Below are 18,497 nucleotides of genomic sequence, written 5' to 3' on the forward strand. Positions count from 1 at the left end.
ACTGACCTGATGCTATCTGACCTTGCAGCCTTCGCACCCATCACGGGTGCGTGGATTGAAACTCGCTGGTGGGGTAGTAGTTGATTGTGTGACCTTCGCACCCATCACGGGTGCGTGGATTGAAACTTAACTATCTCGTAGTTAGCAATGGCGGCCTTTTTCGCACCCATCACGGGTGCGTGGATTGAAACATAGACCACAACGTCCATATCAATCGCTTTGCTTCGCACCCATCACGGGTGCGTGGATTGAAACTGCGAACTCAACCACACCGTCCTCAACATCTAATTCGCACCCATCACGGGTGCGTGGATTGAAACTCTTATTCCCTTCTCAATATCAATGGTAAATGGCTTCGCACCCATCACGGGTGCGTGGATTGAAACTATCAACGTCCATTCAGGCCAAGAAGGAGGTGTTTCGCACCCATCACGGGTGCGTGGATTGAAACACAAGCTTGATCAACTCGTCCTTTTGCAAACGTGCTTCGCACCCATCACGGGTGCGTGGATTGAAACCTGATGTTAGCAATGAGACACCCATCAATGTTTTCGCACCCATCACGGGTGCGTGGATTGAAACTGATAACCTCTCTGCAATTGCGTAAATATTTTTTCGCACCCATCACGGGTGCGTGGATTGAAACGAGTGAGGTTTTCAGCCTCTGGGTATTCATGATTCGCACCCATCACGGGTGCGTGGATTGAAACATCCTGCATACCGTCATAGGCATACATATCGAGTTCGCACCCATCACGGGTGCGTGGATTGAAACTCTGGCGAGATAGGTCCTGGCACCGATATTAAATTCGCACCCATCACGGGTGCGTGGATTGAAACAAAATTGACACAGCTTACAAAAAAGGAGGCAATTTCGCACCCATCACGGGTGCGTGGATTGAAACTGGTCGCCATAAGCACTCATAAACACCTGCCTCTTCGCACCCATCACGGGTGCGTGGATTGAAACTTACCGCCTTTTTTAGTCTTACGGTTATTACGTTCGCACCCATCACGGGTGCGTGGATTGAAACCTTACGTGAGAAATCATGAGCTTTGAAAAAGCATTCGCACCCATCACGGGTGCGTGGATTGAAACGAGACAATATCCATTTGCGAGTATCAATCTGCACTTCGCACCCATCACGGGTGCGTGGATTGAAACCGATTAGTGACAAATTATCACGATACATATCACGTTCGCACCCATCACGGGTGCGTGGATTGAAACTACGCGCTCAACCATCGTCACGCCTTCGATAATTCGCACCCATCACGGGTGCGTGGATTGAAACTTTTGCGCCTTTCGTGTATTCGGGGAATTGCGTTCGCACCCATCACGGGTGCGTGGATTGAAACTATTCGAGTTTTGGGTGGGCGTACAACTGGATATTCGCACCCATCACGGGTGCGTGGATTGAAACTTAAAAAACTTATGAGCGCTCTCTGATTTATCTTTCGCACCCATCACGGGTGCGTGGATTGAAACTATGGGTGCGCCTACTTTTGACAAAGTATGGGCGTTCGCACCCATCACGGGTGCGTGGATTGAAACATTTATTATACGTGCCAATGCTGACTTGTTCCCTTCGCACCCATCACGGGTGCGTGGATTGAAACGAGAAAAACGCCAAAGCGTACATGGACAGCTTAATTCGCACCCATCACGGGTGCGTGGATTGAAACGCAACAGCCGGTACAGGGGCAACCAACAGAGCAAGTTCGCACCCATCACGGGTGCGTGGATTGAAACGTTATCGCCAGTTTGTCCGTTGCCTGTGCCTGGGTTCGCACCCATCACGGGTGCGTGGATTGAAACGACAAAGCCCTCTTTTTTAAACCCATCAAGGTATTCGCACCCATCACGGGTGCGTGGATTGAAACAGACGTAATAGCTATGGGGCTGTATGCCTGCCTTCGCACCCATCACGGGTGCGTGGATTGAAACCAAAAGAAATGGACGCTATCAGGGCGAGCCTGATTCGCACCCATCACGGGTGCGTGGATTGAAACAAGCCCGTCATGCGCGATTATTGATGAGTACCATTCGCACCCATCACGGGTGCGTGGATTGAAACTTGATATTTACCGATGCAACCATCGCGGCACTCAATTCGCACCCATCACGGGTGCGTGGATTGAAACGGCTTTTGCTTAGTCTCGGTTTTTTCGTCATGCACGTTCGCACCCATCACGGGTGCGTGGATTGAAACTAGCGTGGTAGCACCACCTTTTGACTCGGGGTAATTCGCACCCATCACGGGTGCGTGGATTGAAACCAGCTAATTTACCTGCTGTTGCAACTACCACTTTCGCACCCATCACGGGTGCGTGGATTGAAACATCTGCCAAGCTGAGCGAATGAATCTCACAAATTCGCACCCATCACGGGTGCGTGGATTGAAACGACGCACTCATAATCTATCACTGATGCTTATCTTCGCACCCATCACGGGTGCGTGGATTGAAACTCACTCATACCTATCTCCTTAGTTAGTACGCGATTCGCACCCATCACGGGTGCGTGGATTGAAACTCCGTACACTTATAAAGACATAAAGACTAAAGATTCGCACCCATCACGGGTGCGTGGATTGAAACCGCCTAATTTTGACTGGCGCACGCTTAACCCTGTTCGCACCCATCACGGGTGCGTGGATTGAAACTACTATGTCTTCTTAAACCCTCACGACAACCATCGTCGTCTACCCTTTATTCGCTCTTGAATTTTCAAGCTCGCTATCTCTACAATCAAAGGCATCTCTGATCACGTAAATACTCGTGATTGGTTATGCTTTTTTTTATGCCATCCATCTACTGAGACAGCCATGTATGCTCTTGTTGATTGCAATAGCTTCTATGCCAACTGTGAGAAGCTCTTTCGCCCTGATCTAAGAGGTAAGGCAGTGGTCGTACTGTCTAACAATGATGGCTGCGTGGTCGCTCGCTCCAGTGAGGCAAAACAGCTCGGTATCAAGATGGGCGTACCATACTTTCAGGTCAAAGAGTTTTGCGCGCAAAACGATGTTACCGTCTTTAGCTCTAACTACACCCTCTATGCTGACATGTCTCACAGAGTCATGAGCACCCTTGAGAAGCTGTGTCCTACTGTTGAAGTCTATTCTATCGATGAAGCCTTTTTATACTTAGCTGATTATCCTACTGCAATGACGGATCTTGATAGCTATGGGCGTAAGCTCAAAGCTATTGTCGAGCAGTATACTGGCATTCCAGTATGTGTGGGTATGGGCAGTACTAAAACCATGGCAAAGCTTGCCAATTATGCTGCTAAAAAGCACCCCGCTACTAAAGGCGTTTGCGTGTTAGATAATCTTCGATGGATAAGACGTATCATGCAGATCACTGATGTTGGTGAGGTATGGGGTGTGGGTCGTCGTTATAAGGTCAGACTTAATGAGATGGGTATTCATACGGTTTATCAGCTCGCCGTCTGTGAGCCTGCGAAAATAAGACAGCACTTCGGGGTGGTACTCGAGCGCACCTGCTTAGAGCTTAATGGTCAAAGCTGTCTTGGTATTGAGGCGGTAGAGGCTAAGAAGCAGATTATCTCTTCTCGCTCTTTCTCCACTCGCATTAGCTGCCCCGATGAGCTGAGTCAAGCAGTCTGTAGTCATGCGGCAAAAGCGGCCAACAAACTACGTAAACAAGACAGCGTCTGTCATTACTTAAGCGTCTTTGCTAAGAATAGCCCGTTTAGTCAAACAGAGAGTTATACCTCTATATCCGGACAATGTCAGTTTATAACCCCAACCGCTGATACTAGAGTGATGGTAGCCGCTGCTCGGCAGATATTGACTCAGATCTTTAAAAAAGATGTTCGCTACGCCAAAGCTGGCGTCATGCTCTTCGATATCTGCCCGCATGATGAGGTACAGCCTGACTTGTTTGCAGACGATAGTAGCGACAATCAAACCAACCAACAAAGTGCCTCAAAGAGCGCAGAGGTTATTGCCGTTATGGATCAGCTCAATAAAAGATATGGTCAAAACAGTAATCAGCAGTCTGCTGTGTTTATCGCAAGCGAAGGCATTAAAGATAAGCAGTCATGGAAAATGAGCCGCGACATGCTATCGCCGTGCTATACCACAAATATCAACCAAATACCCAAAGTAGATTAAATCAAAGGTGGACTCAATGAGCGTTAAGATAATAGGAAGGCTGACTGACGAAGGTGAGACGGTATTGCTATCTTTATACAGCGATAGAGTTAAAGCAGGCTTTCCAAGTCCAGCGACGGACTATGTGCAAAACCGCATTGATCTAAACACACTACTTATTCATAGCCCAACGACAACCTACTTGGTAGAAGTCGAAGGCGATAGCATGATCGATATGGGTATCTATCCTAATGATATCTTGATTGTGGATCGCTCATTAAGCGCTAGGAATAAAGATATCGTGATTGCACTAGTCGATGATGGCTTTACGGCCAAGCAACTGATACTCGGTGAGCATATTATCTTACGAGCTCATAATGAGAACTATGCCGATATCGTGGTGAAAGGGTCGCTTGAGCTGTTTGGAGTGGTAGTGAGTAGTGTTAGGCGGTTTAAGAGGTGAGAAATAATAAAAAATTCTTTTTATGTCCTAAGATCACATACCAATCTGCATCCATGTCATATAAGCTCTTGATCCTAATATTTAAGCAGCATACCGGTAAAGCTCTATCTAAGATCCGTAAGCCGTTGTCCTAGAATTCCACTCTGTCTACCCTATCCACGTGCTTGCTAACTCTAGCTCATTTCTAAAGCGCTTCAGAGCAAATTATCATAGCTCTTCTATAAGTAACCCTGAAAGCAAAAGGATGCGTCACCTTCTGTCGTGTAGTTGAAAAATTGAGACTTAATTGCTCGCAAGTAATAGTAAGATAGGAGTAGATGTCAATAGACAGAGCTTATCGACCATATAAACTATTAGCTTTGCGAGGTATGCATGAAGCCATCAAAATCATTATCAGTTGCCAAGCTGCAGACAACTCCTGTGCTCATATTTGAAGGCGTCCTTGATCTATTTAATATTTATACTTGTCATATCAGACCGTTTATTACTGATGCCCTTAAAATTGAGCGTAGCGCTGCTTTGACTAGACCTACATTATTTATCAAGGAAGATAAGAAGCAGTTTATGGTCAACAATTTTGAGCTTTTTCACCTTATTAAAAGTCCTGATGTTGATTTTAATGTACTCGGTCAAAAAGTATCTGTGAGCTTTATTCCAAAAGATGATTTTGATTTTGAGCTTAGTTTTTATGAGCTGATTGAATTGATTGCTCAGCATAACAAGAAGCTAGATATCAAACTCATTTATAGACAGCTCAAAAGTAGCTTAGATAAACAGAGGAATCAGCAGCTGTTTAACAAAAATATTTTTGCAGTTACGAAGTTTTGTGAGCTTCTGCATATTACTGAGCAGACTTATCATAAACGCCGCTCTGGAGTATTATCATGAGTCAAAATAATAACGCCTCATATAGCTACAGACAGATGCCATTGGAAACTTTGACAAAGACTATTGACGCTTTAAAAGAGGATAAAACATTTGATTACCCAAAAACTGTCATAGACGCTATTTCCACTATTGTTAGCACAGTACATGATAGTTATCAGGCCAATGAAAACGCGATTGAAGGTTTTTCAATAGCGATTGTACAAGCCCTACAAGCCAGACCCGTTTCCGATGAATATATGCAGATCAATCGTACAGATTTGGCAGAAAAACCACTGATTCTGCAACTGCTTATCCTAATGCAGGATATCGTCATCAAACAGCAGTTAAATCAATCAGTGCAACAGCTCGTTTGGTTATCCATAGCAATGCACACCGCAGCTTTACTTATCACCCTTGACAAAAAAACTGACACTAAAAACATACTCATGCAATTTAAAATGGCGCAGTTCTCAGCATCTACTAGACGCACGTGGCTGTGGCAGGCACTTCCTGATATTGCTCAAACTGAGATCAGTATAGAGCGTATATTGTCGGTATTTAATACTCTATTACAAAAGCGACAATCCGCGTTAGTAGCGCTAAAAAACAACCCAGCTACTGATACTGAGGAAGTAGCAAAGGATAAATCTGATGCAAAAGCAAAACTCAGCCAAATAGAGAAAATAACGACTGCCTATCAACACGCGCACGTGCCACAGAAGCCAAAACCTAAGCGTAAAAAGCTACCTAAGAACATTAAAGTTAAAGCTATCAACCTAGCAGATAACACATCAAAATATCCTGTAGACACCATTGCAACTAGGCATAACTGGAATACTACGTCCAGCAATGATGCATGGGGTAGCACACGTGACGATATAGAACACAGCGCTATCGCCATAGATCTTGCATTTTTAGAAGCTAATATTGAAAGCCATAACGGGTTAACCACCAGCTTTGAAGAGCGTATTGATCACCATGAGGCACCCTATGTCAGCTATGGCGAATATCCAAACCCGTTAATCAAATACTCTATACCGCTCCAAACTATAGATTTATCGCTACAGCAAAACTATATGTCTCAGCGCAATCTTGCGCTCAACTCTAACACGCGCTTACTCTCCCTTGCCGGCTACCAAGCATTATTTGCTGCGCTCAACCAGGATGCAAGCACCTTATTAGAAACAGAGACTGATACAACCTGTGCTGGTATTTTATTGTTATCTATGATTACTGGGTTGCCAGTCAAATCCTTACTAATACCCGGCTATATCGGTCATCCTAATATTTTCAAAATCAAAGGTAAAAAATACTACATTGAACACAGTTTAGGTATTACTAAAAGATCGACAAGCCAAACGCTGGCCGAAGGGGATTATGAAAATCATTCTGATACCATCAAAGTTCCACTGCCGTCATGGCTGATAGACAACCTGCTTGCTTGCGAGTTGCCGGTAAAAGAAGATTTTACAGCTTATCTTGCCGCCTTACGTAGTAGCATTGGATTGCCTTACCTGTCTGTCAATCGTATAGAGACCGCACTACATGTCGTGCTCTCTCGTTATACACCTGATTGTCATGCGCATATCGCCGATATCATCTGTCGCACGCCTGCGCCCCATGCTCCTGCGATGTACTATAGTAGCCACACTAGCGAAGCACTTATGGCTCACTATAAATCAGCACTGTGTATACTTAATAGCAACAGTGATTTTGACTTAACTTATATCACCGCTTGGCATAAATATACGGTGGGCTCAGGGTTTGCGTTGAAGATTGAAACAGTTTGCGACATCATAAATGAGATGAAGTACTGGACCGATCAAAGTTCAAACGATGAGGAGCACTTTAACAGAACCAGTATTTTTGTATGGTTTGTCTTTTGCCTTTTAACCGGCGTGCGACCAAACAACGGTCTTGGCAGAATGTACGATATTGATCTTGATATGGGTTGGCTGCTCATCAATGACAAGCCTGTTAAGAAGGTCAAAAGTGATCGTCTCATTCCGCTATGCCCGACACTGATACGCCATCTAACAGACTATAGAGCGTATTTGATTAATTATCAGGCAAAGCATCAAGGTTATCATGACATCAGCGCTATCATTGACAATATCCGTTTGGGTAATGATGAAGCACTATTAAAGCTGTTGTATGAACGAGCTCCTACTGCTAAATCCCCTACTCTTAAAGACATTAAGCGTGGCGATGCTTATCATATGACCAAACACATCATTGACGCCAATCCCTATTGGACACGCCACTTTGTTCGTACGCAGCTTGAAAATCTTGGCGTTTCCTTATCGCTGATTAACACAGTTATTGGTCATGAAAAGGCTCGTCAAGAAGTATTGGGACGTTTCTCATCAAGTAGTAAAGCAGATATTAAGCGTGTGGCGTCCGTGTTTGAAAAGATCGCAGCACAGCTTGGGTTATCAGATATCACAATCAATCATTACCCTAAGTCAAATCATGTCGGCACAAGCACTGCAGAGGTTGATCATGCTAATAAATGAAATACAGCTGCCAAAAATCATTGATGGCTTAGCAAAGTTTGATGGTAGAAAAAAACGCTACGTGCCTTACCCATCTATACTCAAAAACAGTGACACGGCAAGGACACGTGAGATACAGCTACTCGCCGACTTACAAACCGAATGGGAGTCATTGAAAAGGATTCATCCTGGAAGTATCGGATTCATACAGTCTTTCAATAAATACTACCAACAAGCGCTTTGGCCCAATGAGCGCATCTTTTCATTTTCGCCAAGCTCTAGCGATTATTTTGATTTGTTATGGCTATCTTGGAGTCAATCTTTAAGCCAGTTTCAGATAGAGCTTTACAGGCAATTGGAACCATTGTCCCAAGAAGGATTCGATGAGTTTCAGTCAATCATTGAAAACAAAATTGCAAAAGCTTACGAGTCATCTAGAACACTCAAACATGTTTGGCAAGTCATCGTTAAGTTCATTGACTATCAAAATAAGCACTATATGTTTGCTGAGCATCACTATCCTAAGATAATCGCGCCACAGCCTACTAAAACTAATCCACTAATTACAAATACAGCTTGGTTAAAAGACGGTAAGGCGCTGGTCAAAATTATTTGCGCCGTAGAGCATCATTGGGAGCAAACAGCCGATTATAGCCAAGATCAGATTATAGGCTGGTTGATATTCTCAGGGATTGTGTATGGCGGTATCAATGAGGTACAAATGCTTCAAGGGTGGCTTATCTCATTGCTCACCAAAGAATATCAGCCATTTATCAAAGAAAGGATAATGGTCTCGCCGCGCTTTGTGCAAAAGTGCTTTGGTAACGAGCGCGAAGAAGGTAGTGACAAGCTTTATAACACCAAGCAAATCGTTGTAGATATGGTCAGTCAGTGTTGGTTGATGAATTACCATAAAAGCAGCAGTCCAGCAGAGACCACACATATCATTGCCAAGCTGTCAGAAGATAAGATCAAACAATACTTGACCATGGTTTTGTCTGATTTGATCAAGCCTTTAAATATTGACTTGCCTCCCTTTCTAAGGTTTCTACGTTACGCCAGTTATTACTGGGAGGGTCTCGATGACGCTGATATTGATCATGCCTCAGTTGGGGTACTGCAAGGTATGCATAACACTGCAGGACTGAGTACGCAGGACTTTTATTGGTTTTTGAATCAGAAATATCAGCATACAAATGAACCTTATGATCTAGAACATATTTTAACGCTGTCTATCAGCAAAAACTCTACTAATCAAAAAGAAAAAACTAACCTTTCTACCAAAAAGATAGAGGTTAGAAAGTCTGATTTAATTATGAATCTGACTAAAGACTTCAAAATGGATGAAAAACAGAAAAAGCAAAAAACCAGTAAAAAGCCGCCTACCCTTATCGAAAGAGTACAAAAACGTTATAAGCAATACGATGACTTAAGTGAAAAGATTTTATTAGATTGGGTACTCAGTTTGCTAAGCCGAAAAGGACCACCGAACAACGTAACTATTTTGAAATATCTTAGAGCTATAGGCTATGAATGGCTATATTTTACAACAGCGCAGCCGCTTGATATTTGGTCAGAGGAAGAGTTTGAAGAGCTCTATGAAGATATTTTAGAGTACAAAGCTGTCGTACGTAACAATACTGACATTGGATACTCTGCCAATTTATTGAAGAGTATGCACAATTTCGCTAAGGACAAATACAACCTACCCTCCGTGAACTTCCAACACTCCAAAAATGGTCGGCGTGTACGTGCGGAGCTGATATCACCGCAAGCGTACCAAGCCATTATTACGCAGATACTGGGTTCTGTAGATATATTGGAGCGGGAGATGTTCGCGCTTTTATTTATCTTAGTCTATCGTACTGGGATGCGCAAAAAAGAGCTGTTAGGACTTAAGTATAATGACATCGAAGGTCTAAAGGCAGCCACACCCTCAGTGGTGATCAGGCCCAATAGCTATCGTCCCACTAAGACTCAAAGTAGTATTCGCCGCGTTCCCTTATTTGCCCTCTTAAAGCCTAATGAACTGAGTTTTTTTATTAACTTTGTGCAAAGTAATATCGGCGGCAATTCAAACAAATTTATCTTTACCTTATCATCAGAGCAACGCCCTATTGATGACCATGTTCCGTTAAAGTTACTCAAACGAATCTTAAAAGACATATCGGTAGCTGATAATGTTACAGACCATACTTTTCATGGGTTTAGGCATACGGCAGTGAGTAACCTATCTCTGGTGCTAGTAGGCCATTCAGATCTCGTAGAAGCCCTTACCGATTATGACGAAAGCGATGTACTTCGCATCAAACAAGGCATACTCGGAGAGCATATCAATGCACAAGATCGCTGGTATGCTCTCTCAGGTATTATGGGACACTTATCGCCTGAGCGGAGCTTTGAGTATTACAACCACTTTGCCACACTGATGGCGACCTATGCGCTTAGTAAAGCAGATATAACATTGCCAGAGCGGACGCTGTATAACGTAACAGGGTTTACAAACAAAAAGCTTAAGGAAAATAATGCGAATGTTCGTAATAGTAGCGTCAGCATACCTAGTATTCGTACACTTTTATTTAAAAATATTATAGAAGGCAAACGCAAGTCACCAAAATTTACGATAGAGAACTGTGATAAGAAATTTCTCTTGAGTACCAATACGCCAGCCAATAATGAATTGTTTGGTCGTTATGGTCTAAATCGAGTACAGCTGCTATTACAGGCCTATGATGAAGAGCTGCCTTTAAGTAAAGCAGCCCAGTTAGCAAATATCTCTATTCACGATGCAAAGGTTCTAATAGAACGTGCAAGCGAGGTTGCCGCTATCACTACCAAACGCGGCAAACCTCGCTTTGTTAAGCTATCAGATTCAAATACCCCTGTACTGAGTCCACTGAACATTCAATACCAAAGTGATTTAAGATTGCTCTCGCTTTTGTTAAGTAATGCCTATCGTCTACGAGAAAAATCAGAGACTGACTGGACTTGGTTTATTGAGATATGTCGTGAAAAACTGTCTGTTAGCAGAGCATACCTACCATTTGGAAAAAGAGATGAAAAAGAATTGCAGCGTTTCATTGATATTGCTGAGAAATTGCTGCCTTTGAAACGTTGGCTGGTAAGTAGCAACGAAGATCTATTGATGCAAACTATGTCATCTACTGATTATCAAGACATTAAGCAACAATCTAATGAGTCGAAAAATGCTCTCCATATCGGTATTGCTAGTCAAGACCATAGAGAGCAGATTGAGCTATGCTGAAGAAACCGTACAACTAAACTTGGTAAACTAAGCACAATTATAGGAGTTTACCATGACCAAGAAATTAAGAACCTACAGTAACGAATTTAAAGCTGAAGCTGTCAAGAAGATAGCAGATAATAATGGCAATATCTCAGCTACTGCAAAGCAGTTAGGTATTGCCATGCAAACGCTATCAAACTGGCATAACAAAGCCAATCAAGGCAAGCTTGTTGGCACAGAGCAATATGATCCTGACCTTATGAGTGCTCTTCAAGAAATAAAGCAGCTCAAGCGTCAGCTCAAAGTGGCTGAAGAGGAGCGCGAGATTCTAAAAAAGGCGACCGCGTACTTCGCGAAAAACAGCCCGTAAAGTACGCTTTTATCAAAGACAATCGTCAGATATTTAGCACCACTACTATGTGCCGTGTATTAAGCGTTAAGCCCTCAAGCTACTACGATTGGCTAAGTCGTGACATCAGCGAACAGCAGGTACACCGCAATCAGTGCGAGCTACTAGTTAAAGCCGCTCACAGTGAAATGAAAGAACGTTATGGCGTAGATCGATTGCATGCTCATCTAAGCAAACAAGGCCACAACATTAGCCTGTATATGGTAAGAAGCATCAAAGAGGAACACGGCATCAAATGCCGTCGTCATAAGCGCTTTAAAGTCACTACTGACTCAAACCACAACAAGCTGGTCTATGACAATGTTTTAGATCAGAGGTTTGACGCTAAGCGTCCTAACGAAGCATGGGTCAGCGACATTACCTATATCTGGACTGCTGAGGGCTGGTTATATTTAGCTGGAGTGAAAGATTTATACACCAAAGAGCTTGTCGGCTACGCTATCAATAAGCGCATGACCGCTGATTTAGTATGCCGTGCACTCAATATGGCAATCAAGAACAAACGACCTACTCAAGGACTGATTGTTCATTCAGATAGAGGTAGCCAATATTGTAGCCATGCGTACCATAAGATTATCGAGCAGCATAAGTTTACAGGCTCAATGAGCGGCAAAGGTAATTGCTATGACAACGCACCTATAGAAAGCTTCTGGGGCGTCTTGAAGAATGAACTAGTATATCATCAAGATTATAAAACGAGGTTTGCAGCCATTAGCGATATCATTGGGTATATTGAGCTGTATTATAATCAGACTAGGATTCAAAAGGGCTTGGGCTATCGAGCGCCAAGACAGGTGTGGTTTGACTACTATCGTCAGGCTGCGTAATTAAAATCTCCCAAGTTTGGTTCTACGGATTTGACAGCATGGGTCAAACCTTGAGCACTTTGATGAGACTTGGGGCACAGAGTACCCGCATGTCATCAAGTCTTGGCGCAATAATTGGGAGGGCTTAACGGTGTTCTTTGGCTACCCTAAAGACATTAGAAAAGTCATATATACCACCAATGCTATTGAGTCGCTAAACAGTGTGATTCGGACAGCGGTGAATAAGCGTAAGGTGTTCCCGTCTGATCAGGCAGCGTTTAAAGTGGTGTACTTAGCCACCCAGCAGGCATCCAAAAAATGGTCGATGCCAATCCGTAACTGGACGTCTGCCCTTAATCGTTTTATGATTATGTTTGATGACCGTATCAGTAAGCATTTAATCTAAATGGCAGTTACACAGAATTCGGGATGGTCTCAGACAGAGAGACGCTACTTTAATCAAAACCTCTTATTAGTCCTAAATTAGTTGACTACTACAGTCTATATCCAAGAAATAGGTTTAGAACGGCTTAAAAATATAATTCCCTAGTATCGACTATATTTATAAACATTTTTTATCCCCTCGTTTTGTGTACTTGTAGGTATACTTTGCGAGCGTCATTCGAGGTTTTCCATGGTTAAACAACATCGACAAGCACTGGTGGTTGAAGGCGGCGGCATGCGTGGCGCATTTAGCAGTGGTGTCTTAGACGCCTTTTTACAACAACAATTCAATCCTTTTGATCTGTGTGTGGGCGTCTCTTCAGGTTCAACTAACGTTGCTAACTATTTGGCCGCACAACAAGGCCGCACCCTGCATATTTACTTGGATCATTCCCTTCGATCTGAATTTATTCATTATGGCCGTTTCCTTAGAGGCGGTGACTTACTGGATCTAAAGTGGATGTGGGATATAGTGGAGCAAGAATATCCACTGGATCAGGCACAGTTATTTGCCAATCATGCTGAATTTTACATGGTGTTAACACATGCTATTTCAGGACAAGCAACCTACATCAAAGCGGCTAAAGACAATATTTTGGATGGATTAAGGGCATCAAGCTCTATCCCAGTGCTGACCCGCCAAGCGGTCGAGATATTTGGTGAGCCTTATTTTGATGGTGGTGTGGCAGATGCTTTGCCCGTACAGTGGGCGGCTGGGCAAGAGAGTATTGATAAGCTCATGGTCATACGTACTCGCCCGCAAAACTACGCTAAAGCAAGCAGTAAAGGCGATCAGCTATTGGCTAAATATTATACTAAGCAACGATATGGTTTTGCCCAAAGCTTGTTGACGCGAACCCAACGCTACAACGACTCGGTACAATTTTTACAGACGCCATCATCACAGAAAATTTTAGAGATTTGTCCACCCGACTTAAAAAACATGGCGAGTCGATTGTCCAAAAATAAAGCCAAAATCCGTTATAGCTATGATGTGGGACTAGAAATTGGACACAAGGCGATTGAAGATTGGCATCAGCTTTAACCTTTTTATTTTGTAAAGAAGAGATATTAAATAGAAAACACGGGCTTCAAATATAAGAAATTGGCTTAAATAATCTTAGATAACCTTTGAATCAAAAAGGTTAGTAACTAAGCTAAAATAAGATAAGTAATGATATAATGACCCGATAATTGATACTCTATGAAAGGTTTATACGATGGCTCGTACCGCTAGCGCATTGCACATTTTAGTCAAACAAAAAGAGTTGGCAGAAGATATTATGGCCAAGCTCAAAAAAGGCGCAGCATTTGATGTGCTGGCCAAACGATACTCAACCTGTCCATCAGGCAAAAAAGGCGGTCATTTAGGTGAGTTCAAAAAAGGCCAAATGGTAGGACCTTTTGATAAAATCTGCTTCAACGGTGAGCTTTTCACCCCTCATTTGGTAAAAACCAAATTTGGCTGGCATGTGGTCAAAGTGCTTTACAGAACGTAAGCGTTAGACTGTAAAAACGCAAGTCGCCGCTTTAATGACAAGACGACTGAACCATTCAATTTAGGCTTTTTTCTTAGCAAAAAAGCTTTTTATCAGGTAAAACGGTGCTTTATGTATAACAATTCCTCGACTCGTCTCAATAAATACATCAGCGAAAGTGGGATTTGTTCCAGACGCGATGCTGACCGCTTTGTTGAACAAGGTAATGTATACATCAATGGCAAGCGTGCATCGGTGGGTGATCAAGTGGCTGCTGGAGACGTAGTAAAAGTCAACGGACAGCTGATTGAGCCACGCGAGCCTGATGATTTTATTTTTATTGCCTTAAATAAGCCAGTGGGCATTGTCAGCACCACGGAAAGCTCTGAAAAAAACAACATTGTCGATTTTGTGAGACACTCGGTACGTATCTTTCCGATTGGGCGTTTGGACAAAGACTCTCAAGGATTAATTTTTTTGACCAATAATGGTGATCTGGTCAATAAAGTATTGCGTGCTGGCAATAACCACGAAAAAGAGTATCTGGTCACAGTAAATAAGCCAATCACGGATAGCTTTATTGAGGGTATGGCGAGTGGCGTGCCAATGCTGGGCAAGATGACAAAAAAATGTCCCGTTACTAAGGTAGCACCCAACGTCTTTAACATCACACTCATTCAAGGTTTGAACCGCCAAATCCGCCGTATGTGTGAGCATTTTGGTTATGAGGTCGTCAAGCTTGAGCGTACGCGGATTATGAATGTAAGCCTTAAGGGGCTTCCTGTCGGCGACTGGCGAGACCTGACACCAACAGAGCTATCGACCCTGCTTAAAGCTGTCGAAAAATCTTCGTCGCAAGACAATCATTCGGGCAAAAAATCGCGCAATGCACCACGAAAAAAACCGCATACTGACGCTCAATCAAAGTCAAAATCCTCTGCAAAATCAGCAGGTACTGCAAAGGGGCGCAATAAGTACGCCAAGGATGATGCTAGAAAACCAGCAGGTTCTAAAGGTAGAGATGGGCGTCCTGCCAGTCGTGGCAAGAATGCTGCAGGCAATGATAAACCTACTACAAACGGCAGACGTCCCTCAAAAGGTCGAGGGTCTAAGCGATAATAATTGTCTAATTTCATCACATCGCTGTCATAGTGATCAAAGCGATGAAGATACGACACTTTAAAAGAATTAGGGCGATATCCGTTGATAGATATCGCTCTTTTTTGCTTTGTTCAATCCAGTTTATGTGCACAAATCTATATACTACTGACCATCGTGTCAGGTGATAAAATCGCTGCAAGTTCCTCATCACTGAGCAGCTTTTCTTGTTTGACCAGCTCCGCCACGCCTGACCCACTCAGCAACGCATTTCCTGCGATACGACTGGCATTTTCATAACCGATATGTGGTACCAGTGCTGTCACGATACCGATACTGTTTTCGACATGCTGCGCACAGCGAGCTTTATTGGCGGTTATGCCTTGAATACAGCGCTCATCGAGCATACGAATCGACTTCTCTAGCAGGCGCGCATTGTTTAGTAGGTTATAAACAATCAGCGGCTCCATTGCATTGAGCTGCAGTTGCCCTGCTTCTGCCGCCATGGTAATCGTCATATCTGTACCCATCACCTGAAACGCAGCTTGGGTCATGGCCTCAGGAATCACAGGGTTGACTTTGCCCGGCATAATAGACGAGCCAGGTTGCATCGCTGGCAAATTAATCTCGCCCAAGCCCGTACGCGGTCCACTCGACAGTAGACGTAAATCGTTGCTCAATTTAGACAGTTTAATAGCTAGGCGTTTGAGCGCACTCGAAAACGTAATAAACGCGCCCATATCGGCACTGGCGGCGATCAAATCCTCAGAGAGCGTCACTGGCAGACCACTGATCGTCGCAAGCTCACTAATCGCTAAGCGGGCATAACCTTTGGGCGCATTGATGCCCGTACCAATCGCCGTACCGCCCAAGTTCAACTCACATAACTGTAAACAAGCATCTTCGATTCGCGCCGTTTCACTGCCTAGATCACTGGCGAAAGCGTTAAACTCTTGCCCCAACGTCATCGGTACTGCGTCTTGCAATTGAGTACGACCCATTTTTAGAATACCGCTAAATTCTTTGCCTTTGATAGCTAAGCTGTTTTGTAGCTTGATAATGGCCTCTTGCAGTGGTTTTGCCGCAAATACCATCGCCAAACGTGCCGCGCTTGGATAGACATCATTGGTCGACTGAGAGCGATTGACGTCATTGTTGGGATGGAGATGACTATACTGACCATACTCAAACCCCATCTTTTTTAAGCCAATATTGGCAATCACTTCATTGGCATTCATGTTGGTTGACGTGCCCGCCCCGCCTTGGATGAGATCCACAATAAACTGCTCATGATGCTCACCACTAATCAGATCGCTACACGCATCAGTAATGGCGCTAAGCTTCTCTTGACTGAGTAGACCGTGTTGATAATTGGCTTTGGCAGCAGCCGCTTTCACCATTGCCAGTGCTTTGATCAAATCAGGAAAATGGCTGATTGACACGCCGGTAATGTCAAAATTTTGCGCGGCGCGTTGCGTTTGAATACCATATAAGACAGTGGCTGGTACGGCTTGCTCACCCAATAAATCTTTTTCGATGCGAGTATGGGCTTTATTATCGATAAGGTTATCTATATTTTTCATATTTTTATCACTTCTTAGACATAAGAGAGATTTAAGAAGTAGGCCGACAAAAATGACTCTGTTAAGTGTTTTGTCTTGACGCTACTCAATATGAGCGCCATCGTAACCGAGAATTTAGCACAAGAAAAACGCAAATATTTCGCTCTCAGCCCCAAAAATTTTGCTGCTTAATAAAAAATATGACAGATTAGGTTGTTCTATAAAAAAGAATGAGCACTTTTACAGTAGTTTTTTTGGAAAAAATTTATATGGCAAGAAAGATTTTATGAGAAAGCTTATCGATTGAAAAAATAGATTGATTGTTAATTATAAGTGGTACAAGCAAACACCTAGCCTCAGTGAGAAAAGCTAGGGTTGATAAGACTCTTGACTCACTTACAGCCCCAACACCTGCTTTAGAGCGTTGATTTGTGGCTGCTGACGATCGGTATAACGATATGCCAATACAACCTCGCGCACCAAACTGTTATCCCCTAAATGGTGAATTTGAACGGGCGGCGTACTTCTAATCCATAGCCCAGCATACGGAATCAAAGCCACCCCCAGCCCCGACTCCACCATCCGAACGATCGCATCCAGATCATTAATCTCCATGATCGTATTTACCTTGATGTCCTGTTGTTTAAAGAACTTGTTTATCTTTGCGCCTGCTGAGGACTGTAAGGTGTAATGGATAAAAGGATGCTGCTCGAGCGTTTGTCTGAGGCTATGAAAGGGCCATTTTTTAGGGCTGATGAGCACATAAGGCTCGGTCATAATGGACTGCGTCACAATATCTTTTGGCAAGGCAAATGCTGGCTGTATGGTAATTGCCGCATCTATCTCCCCAACTTCTAGTTTCTCAAATAACTCTACGGCACGCCCGGGGACAATTTCCGTCTGCATTAAGGGGGCAAGTAACGTAATCGCCTTTAGTGCCTCTGGCAAGATACCCACTTGCACGGAATTGATCGAGCCAATCCTAAGCTGCCCGTAATAGCTGGCAATATCGGTATCTGAGGACAACTGCATTGTTGAATAAAGCGCCAAAATCTCTTTGGCGATCGGTAATACGCCGTGCCTTGCGGATTGAGCGTAATGGCACGAGCAGAGCGGGTAAATAAAGATAACCCTAGATTGTCTTCCAAGGTTTTTATTTGGGCGCTGACCGCAGACTGGGTCAAGTTGATGTGCCGAGCAGCGGCAGCAAAACTGTCTAACTCGCAAACGGCCACAAAGGTTTTAAGCTCTCTTATCATTGATATCACTACACTTATAAGTTATGCCTGACATTTGAATACGGTCTAATTTATCTCAAAGTGGTTAGTATCTCTTCATTAAAAATGGACCATTACACCAGTACCGTGACTCTCAAGGTCTACTAGTTGACCTTTGTTTATCCCTCTGTTAGATTTTAAGAAGATACATAATGTATCATTTTATTTGACCTAAGTTTGATTTAAATAAGCCGTTATCTCTACGTGATTACCCTATCACTATACTTTTCTCA

12 protein-coding genes, 1 pseudogene and 1 CRISPR repeat array (1 of these 14 cut by a window edge) are annotated in these 18,497 nt (G+C 43.4%); of the genes and pseudogenes, 10 read left to right on the forward strand and 3 right to left on the reverse strand.

The window, feature by feature from the left end; translation table 11 throughout:
- Positions 1-2,666: a CRISPR direct-repeat array (repeat unit 32 nt; unit sequence TTCGCACCCATCACGGGTGCGTGGATTGAAAC); it begins 4,274 nt to the left of the window's first position.
- A 162-nt stretch (positions 2,667-2,828) separates the two neighbouring features.
- The 10 genes and pseudogenes from CUR83_RS09980 (at position 2,829) to rluF (ending at position 15,446) form a co-directional block, all read left to right on the forward strand.
- Positions 2,829-4,139, forward strand: a complete 1,311-nt coding sequence (locus CUR83_RS09980; RefSeq protein ID WP_201587515.1) for a Y-family DNA polymerase — start codon at positions 2,829-2,831, stop codon at positions 4,137-4,139.
- A gap of 16 nt (positions 4,140-4,155) precedes the next feature.
- The gene (locus CUR83_RS09985; protein ID WP_093068652.1) at positions 4,156-4,581 is read left to right on the forward strand and encodes a LexA family protein; all 426 of its coding nucleotides are present in this window, start codon (positions 4,156-4,158) and stop codon (positions 4,579-4,581) included.
- Between the two features lie 372 nt (positions 4,582-4,953).
- Complete coding sequence (locus CUR83_RS09990) at positions 4,954-5,469, forward strand: hypothetical protein (protein ID WP_093068650.1); 516 nt, start codon at positions 4,954-4,956, stop codon at positions 5,467-5,469.
- Positions 5,466-7,964 (forward strand): site-specific integrase, encoded by a 2,499-nt coding sequence (locus CUR83_RS09995; protein WP_167669376.1) that lies wholly within the window; start codon positions 5,466-5,468, stop codon positions 7,962-7,964. Before CUR83_RS09990 ends, CUR83_RS09995 begins: the two co-directional genes overlap by 4 nt.
- Positions 7,951-11,208 carry a tyrosine-type recombinase/integrase gene (locus CUR83_RS10000; protein WP_284719563.1) on the forward strand — a complete coding sequence of 1,086 codons (3,258 nt, stop codon included), beginning with the start codon at positions 7,951-7,953 and terminating at the stop codon, positions 11,206-11,208. Before CUR83_RS09995 ends, CUR83_RS10000 begins: the two co-directional genes overlap by 14 nt.
- Before the next feature lie 52 nt (positions 11,209-11,260).
- A protein-coding gene (locus CUR83_RS10005; RefSeq protein ID WP_284719421.1) for an IS3 family transposase occupies positions 11,261-12,426 on the forward strand; the annotation gives its coding sequence in 2 pieces (ribosomal slippage) (positions 11,261-11,519 and positions 11,519-12,426; 1,167 coding nt in all).
- Positions 12,427-12,475: 49 nt separating this feature from the next.
- A pseudogene (locus tag CUR83_RS10010) lies at positions 12,476-12,811 on the forward strand (transposase); the annotation flags it as partial.
- A 228-nt stretch (positions 12,812-13,039) separates the two neighbouring features.
- Positions 13,040-13,894 carry a patatin-like phospholipase family protein gene (locus CUR83_RS10015; RefSeq protein ID WP_093068575.1) on the forward strand — a complete coding sequence of 285 codons (855 nt, stop codon included), beginning with the start codon at positions 13,040-13,042 and terminating at the stop codon, positions 13,892-13,894.
- Positions 13,895-14,069: 175 nt separating this feature from the next.
- Positions 14,070-14,348, forward strand: coding sequence for a peptidylprolyl isomerase (locus CUR83_RS10020; RefSeq protein WP_093068572.1), 279 nt, complete (start codon positions 14,070-14,072; stop codon positions 14,346-14,348).
- Between the two features lie 111 nt (positions 14,349-14,459).
- A complete protein-coding gene (gene rluF, locus CUR83_RS10025; RefSeq protein WP_284719564.1) occupies positions 14,460-15,446 on the forward strand; it encodes a 23S rRNA pseudouridine(2604) synthase RluF in 987 nt (328 codons plus the stop codon).
- A 137-nt stretch (positions 15,447-15,583) separates the two neighbouring features.
- On the opposite strand, the gene CUR83_RS10030 is transcribed toward rluF, so the two are convergent.
- The 3 genes from CUR83_RS10030 to CUR83_RS13470 all read right to left on the reverse strand — a co-directional run bounded on the left by CUR83_RS10030 (position 15,584) and on the right by CUR83_RS13470 (position 18,246).
- A complete protein-coding gene (locus tag CUR83_RS10030; protein ID WP_284719840.1) occupies positions 15,584-16,987 on the reverse strand; it encodes an aspartate ammonia-lyase in 1,404 nt (467 codons plus the stop codon).
- A gap of 396 nt (positions 16,988-17,383) precedes the next feature.
- Positions 17,384-18,019, reverse strand: a complete 636-nt coding sequence (locus tag CUR83_RS10035; RefSeq protein ID WP_284719565.1) for a LysR substrate-binding domain-containing protein — start codon at positions 18,017-18,019, stop codon at positions 17,384-17,386.
- Positions 17,920-18,246, reverse strand: coding sequence for a LysR family transcriptional regulator (locus tag CUR83_RS13470; RefSeq protein WP_425301292.1), 327 nt, complete (start codon positions 18,244-18,246; stop codon positions 17,920-17,922). The genes CUR83_RS10035 and CUR83_RS13470 overlap by 100 nt, the downstream gene beginning before the upstream one ends.
- Positions 18,247-18,497: the final 251 nt, after the last annotated feature.

The sequence above is a fragment of the Psychrobacter pocilloporae genome (assembly GCF_029872915.1).
GTDB classification, from domain to species: domain Bacteria; phylum Pseudomonadota; class Gammaproteobacteria; order Pseudomonadales; family Moraxellaceae; genus Psychrobacter; species Psychrobacter pacificensis.

What these genes read in the sequence shown, in the direction of transcription:
- CUR83_RS09990 (WP_093068650.1), top strand. Translation starts at nt 4,954, where the DNA reads ATGAAGCCATCAAAATCATTATCAGTTGCCAAGCTGCAGACAACTCCT.
- CUR83_RS13470 (WP_425301292.1), bottom strand. Translation starts at nt 18,246, where the DNA reads ATGATAAGAGAGCTTAAAACCTTTGTGGCCGTTTGCGAGTTAGACAGT.
- CUR83_RS10020 (WP_093068572.1), top strand. Translation starts at nt 14,070, where the DNA reads ATGGCTCGTACCGCTAGCGCATTGCACATTTTAGTCAAACAAAAAGAG.
- rluF (WP_284719564.1), top strand. Translation starts at nt 14,460, where the DNA reads ATGTATAACAATTCCTCGACTCGTCTCAATAAATACATCAGCGAAAGT.
- CUR83_RS10015 (WP_093068575.1), top strand. Translation starts at nt 13,040, where the DNA reads ATGGTTAAACAACATCGACAAGCACTGGTGGTTGAAGGCGGCGGCATG.
- CUR83_RS10035 (WP_284719565.1), bottom strand. Translation starts at nt 18,019, where the DNA reads ATGCAGTTGTCCTCAGATACCGATATTGCCAGCTATTACGGGCAGCTT.
- CUR83_RS09980 (WP_201587515.1), top strand. Translation starts at nt 2,829, where the DNA reads ATGTATGCTCTTGTTGATTGCAATAGCTTCTATGCCAACTGTGAGAAG.
- CUR83_RS09995 (WP_167669376.1), top strand. Translation starts at nt 5,466, where the DNA reads ATGAGTCAAAATAATAACGCCTCATATAGCTACAGACAGATGCCATTG.
- CUR83_RS09985 (WP_093068652.1), top strand. Translation starts at nt 4,156, where the DNA reads ATGAGCGTTAAGATAATAGGAAGGCTGACTGACGAAGGTGAGACGGTA.
- CUR83_RS10000 (WP_284719563.1), top strand. Translation starts at nt 7,951, where the DNA reads ATGCTAATAAATGAAATACAGCTGCCAAAAATCATTGATGGCTTAGCA.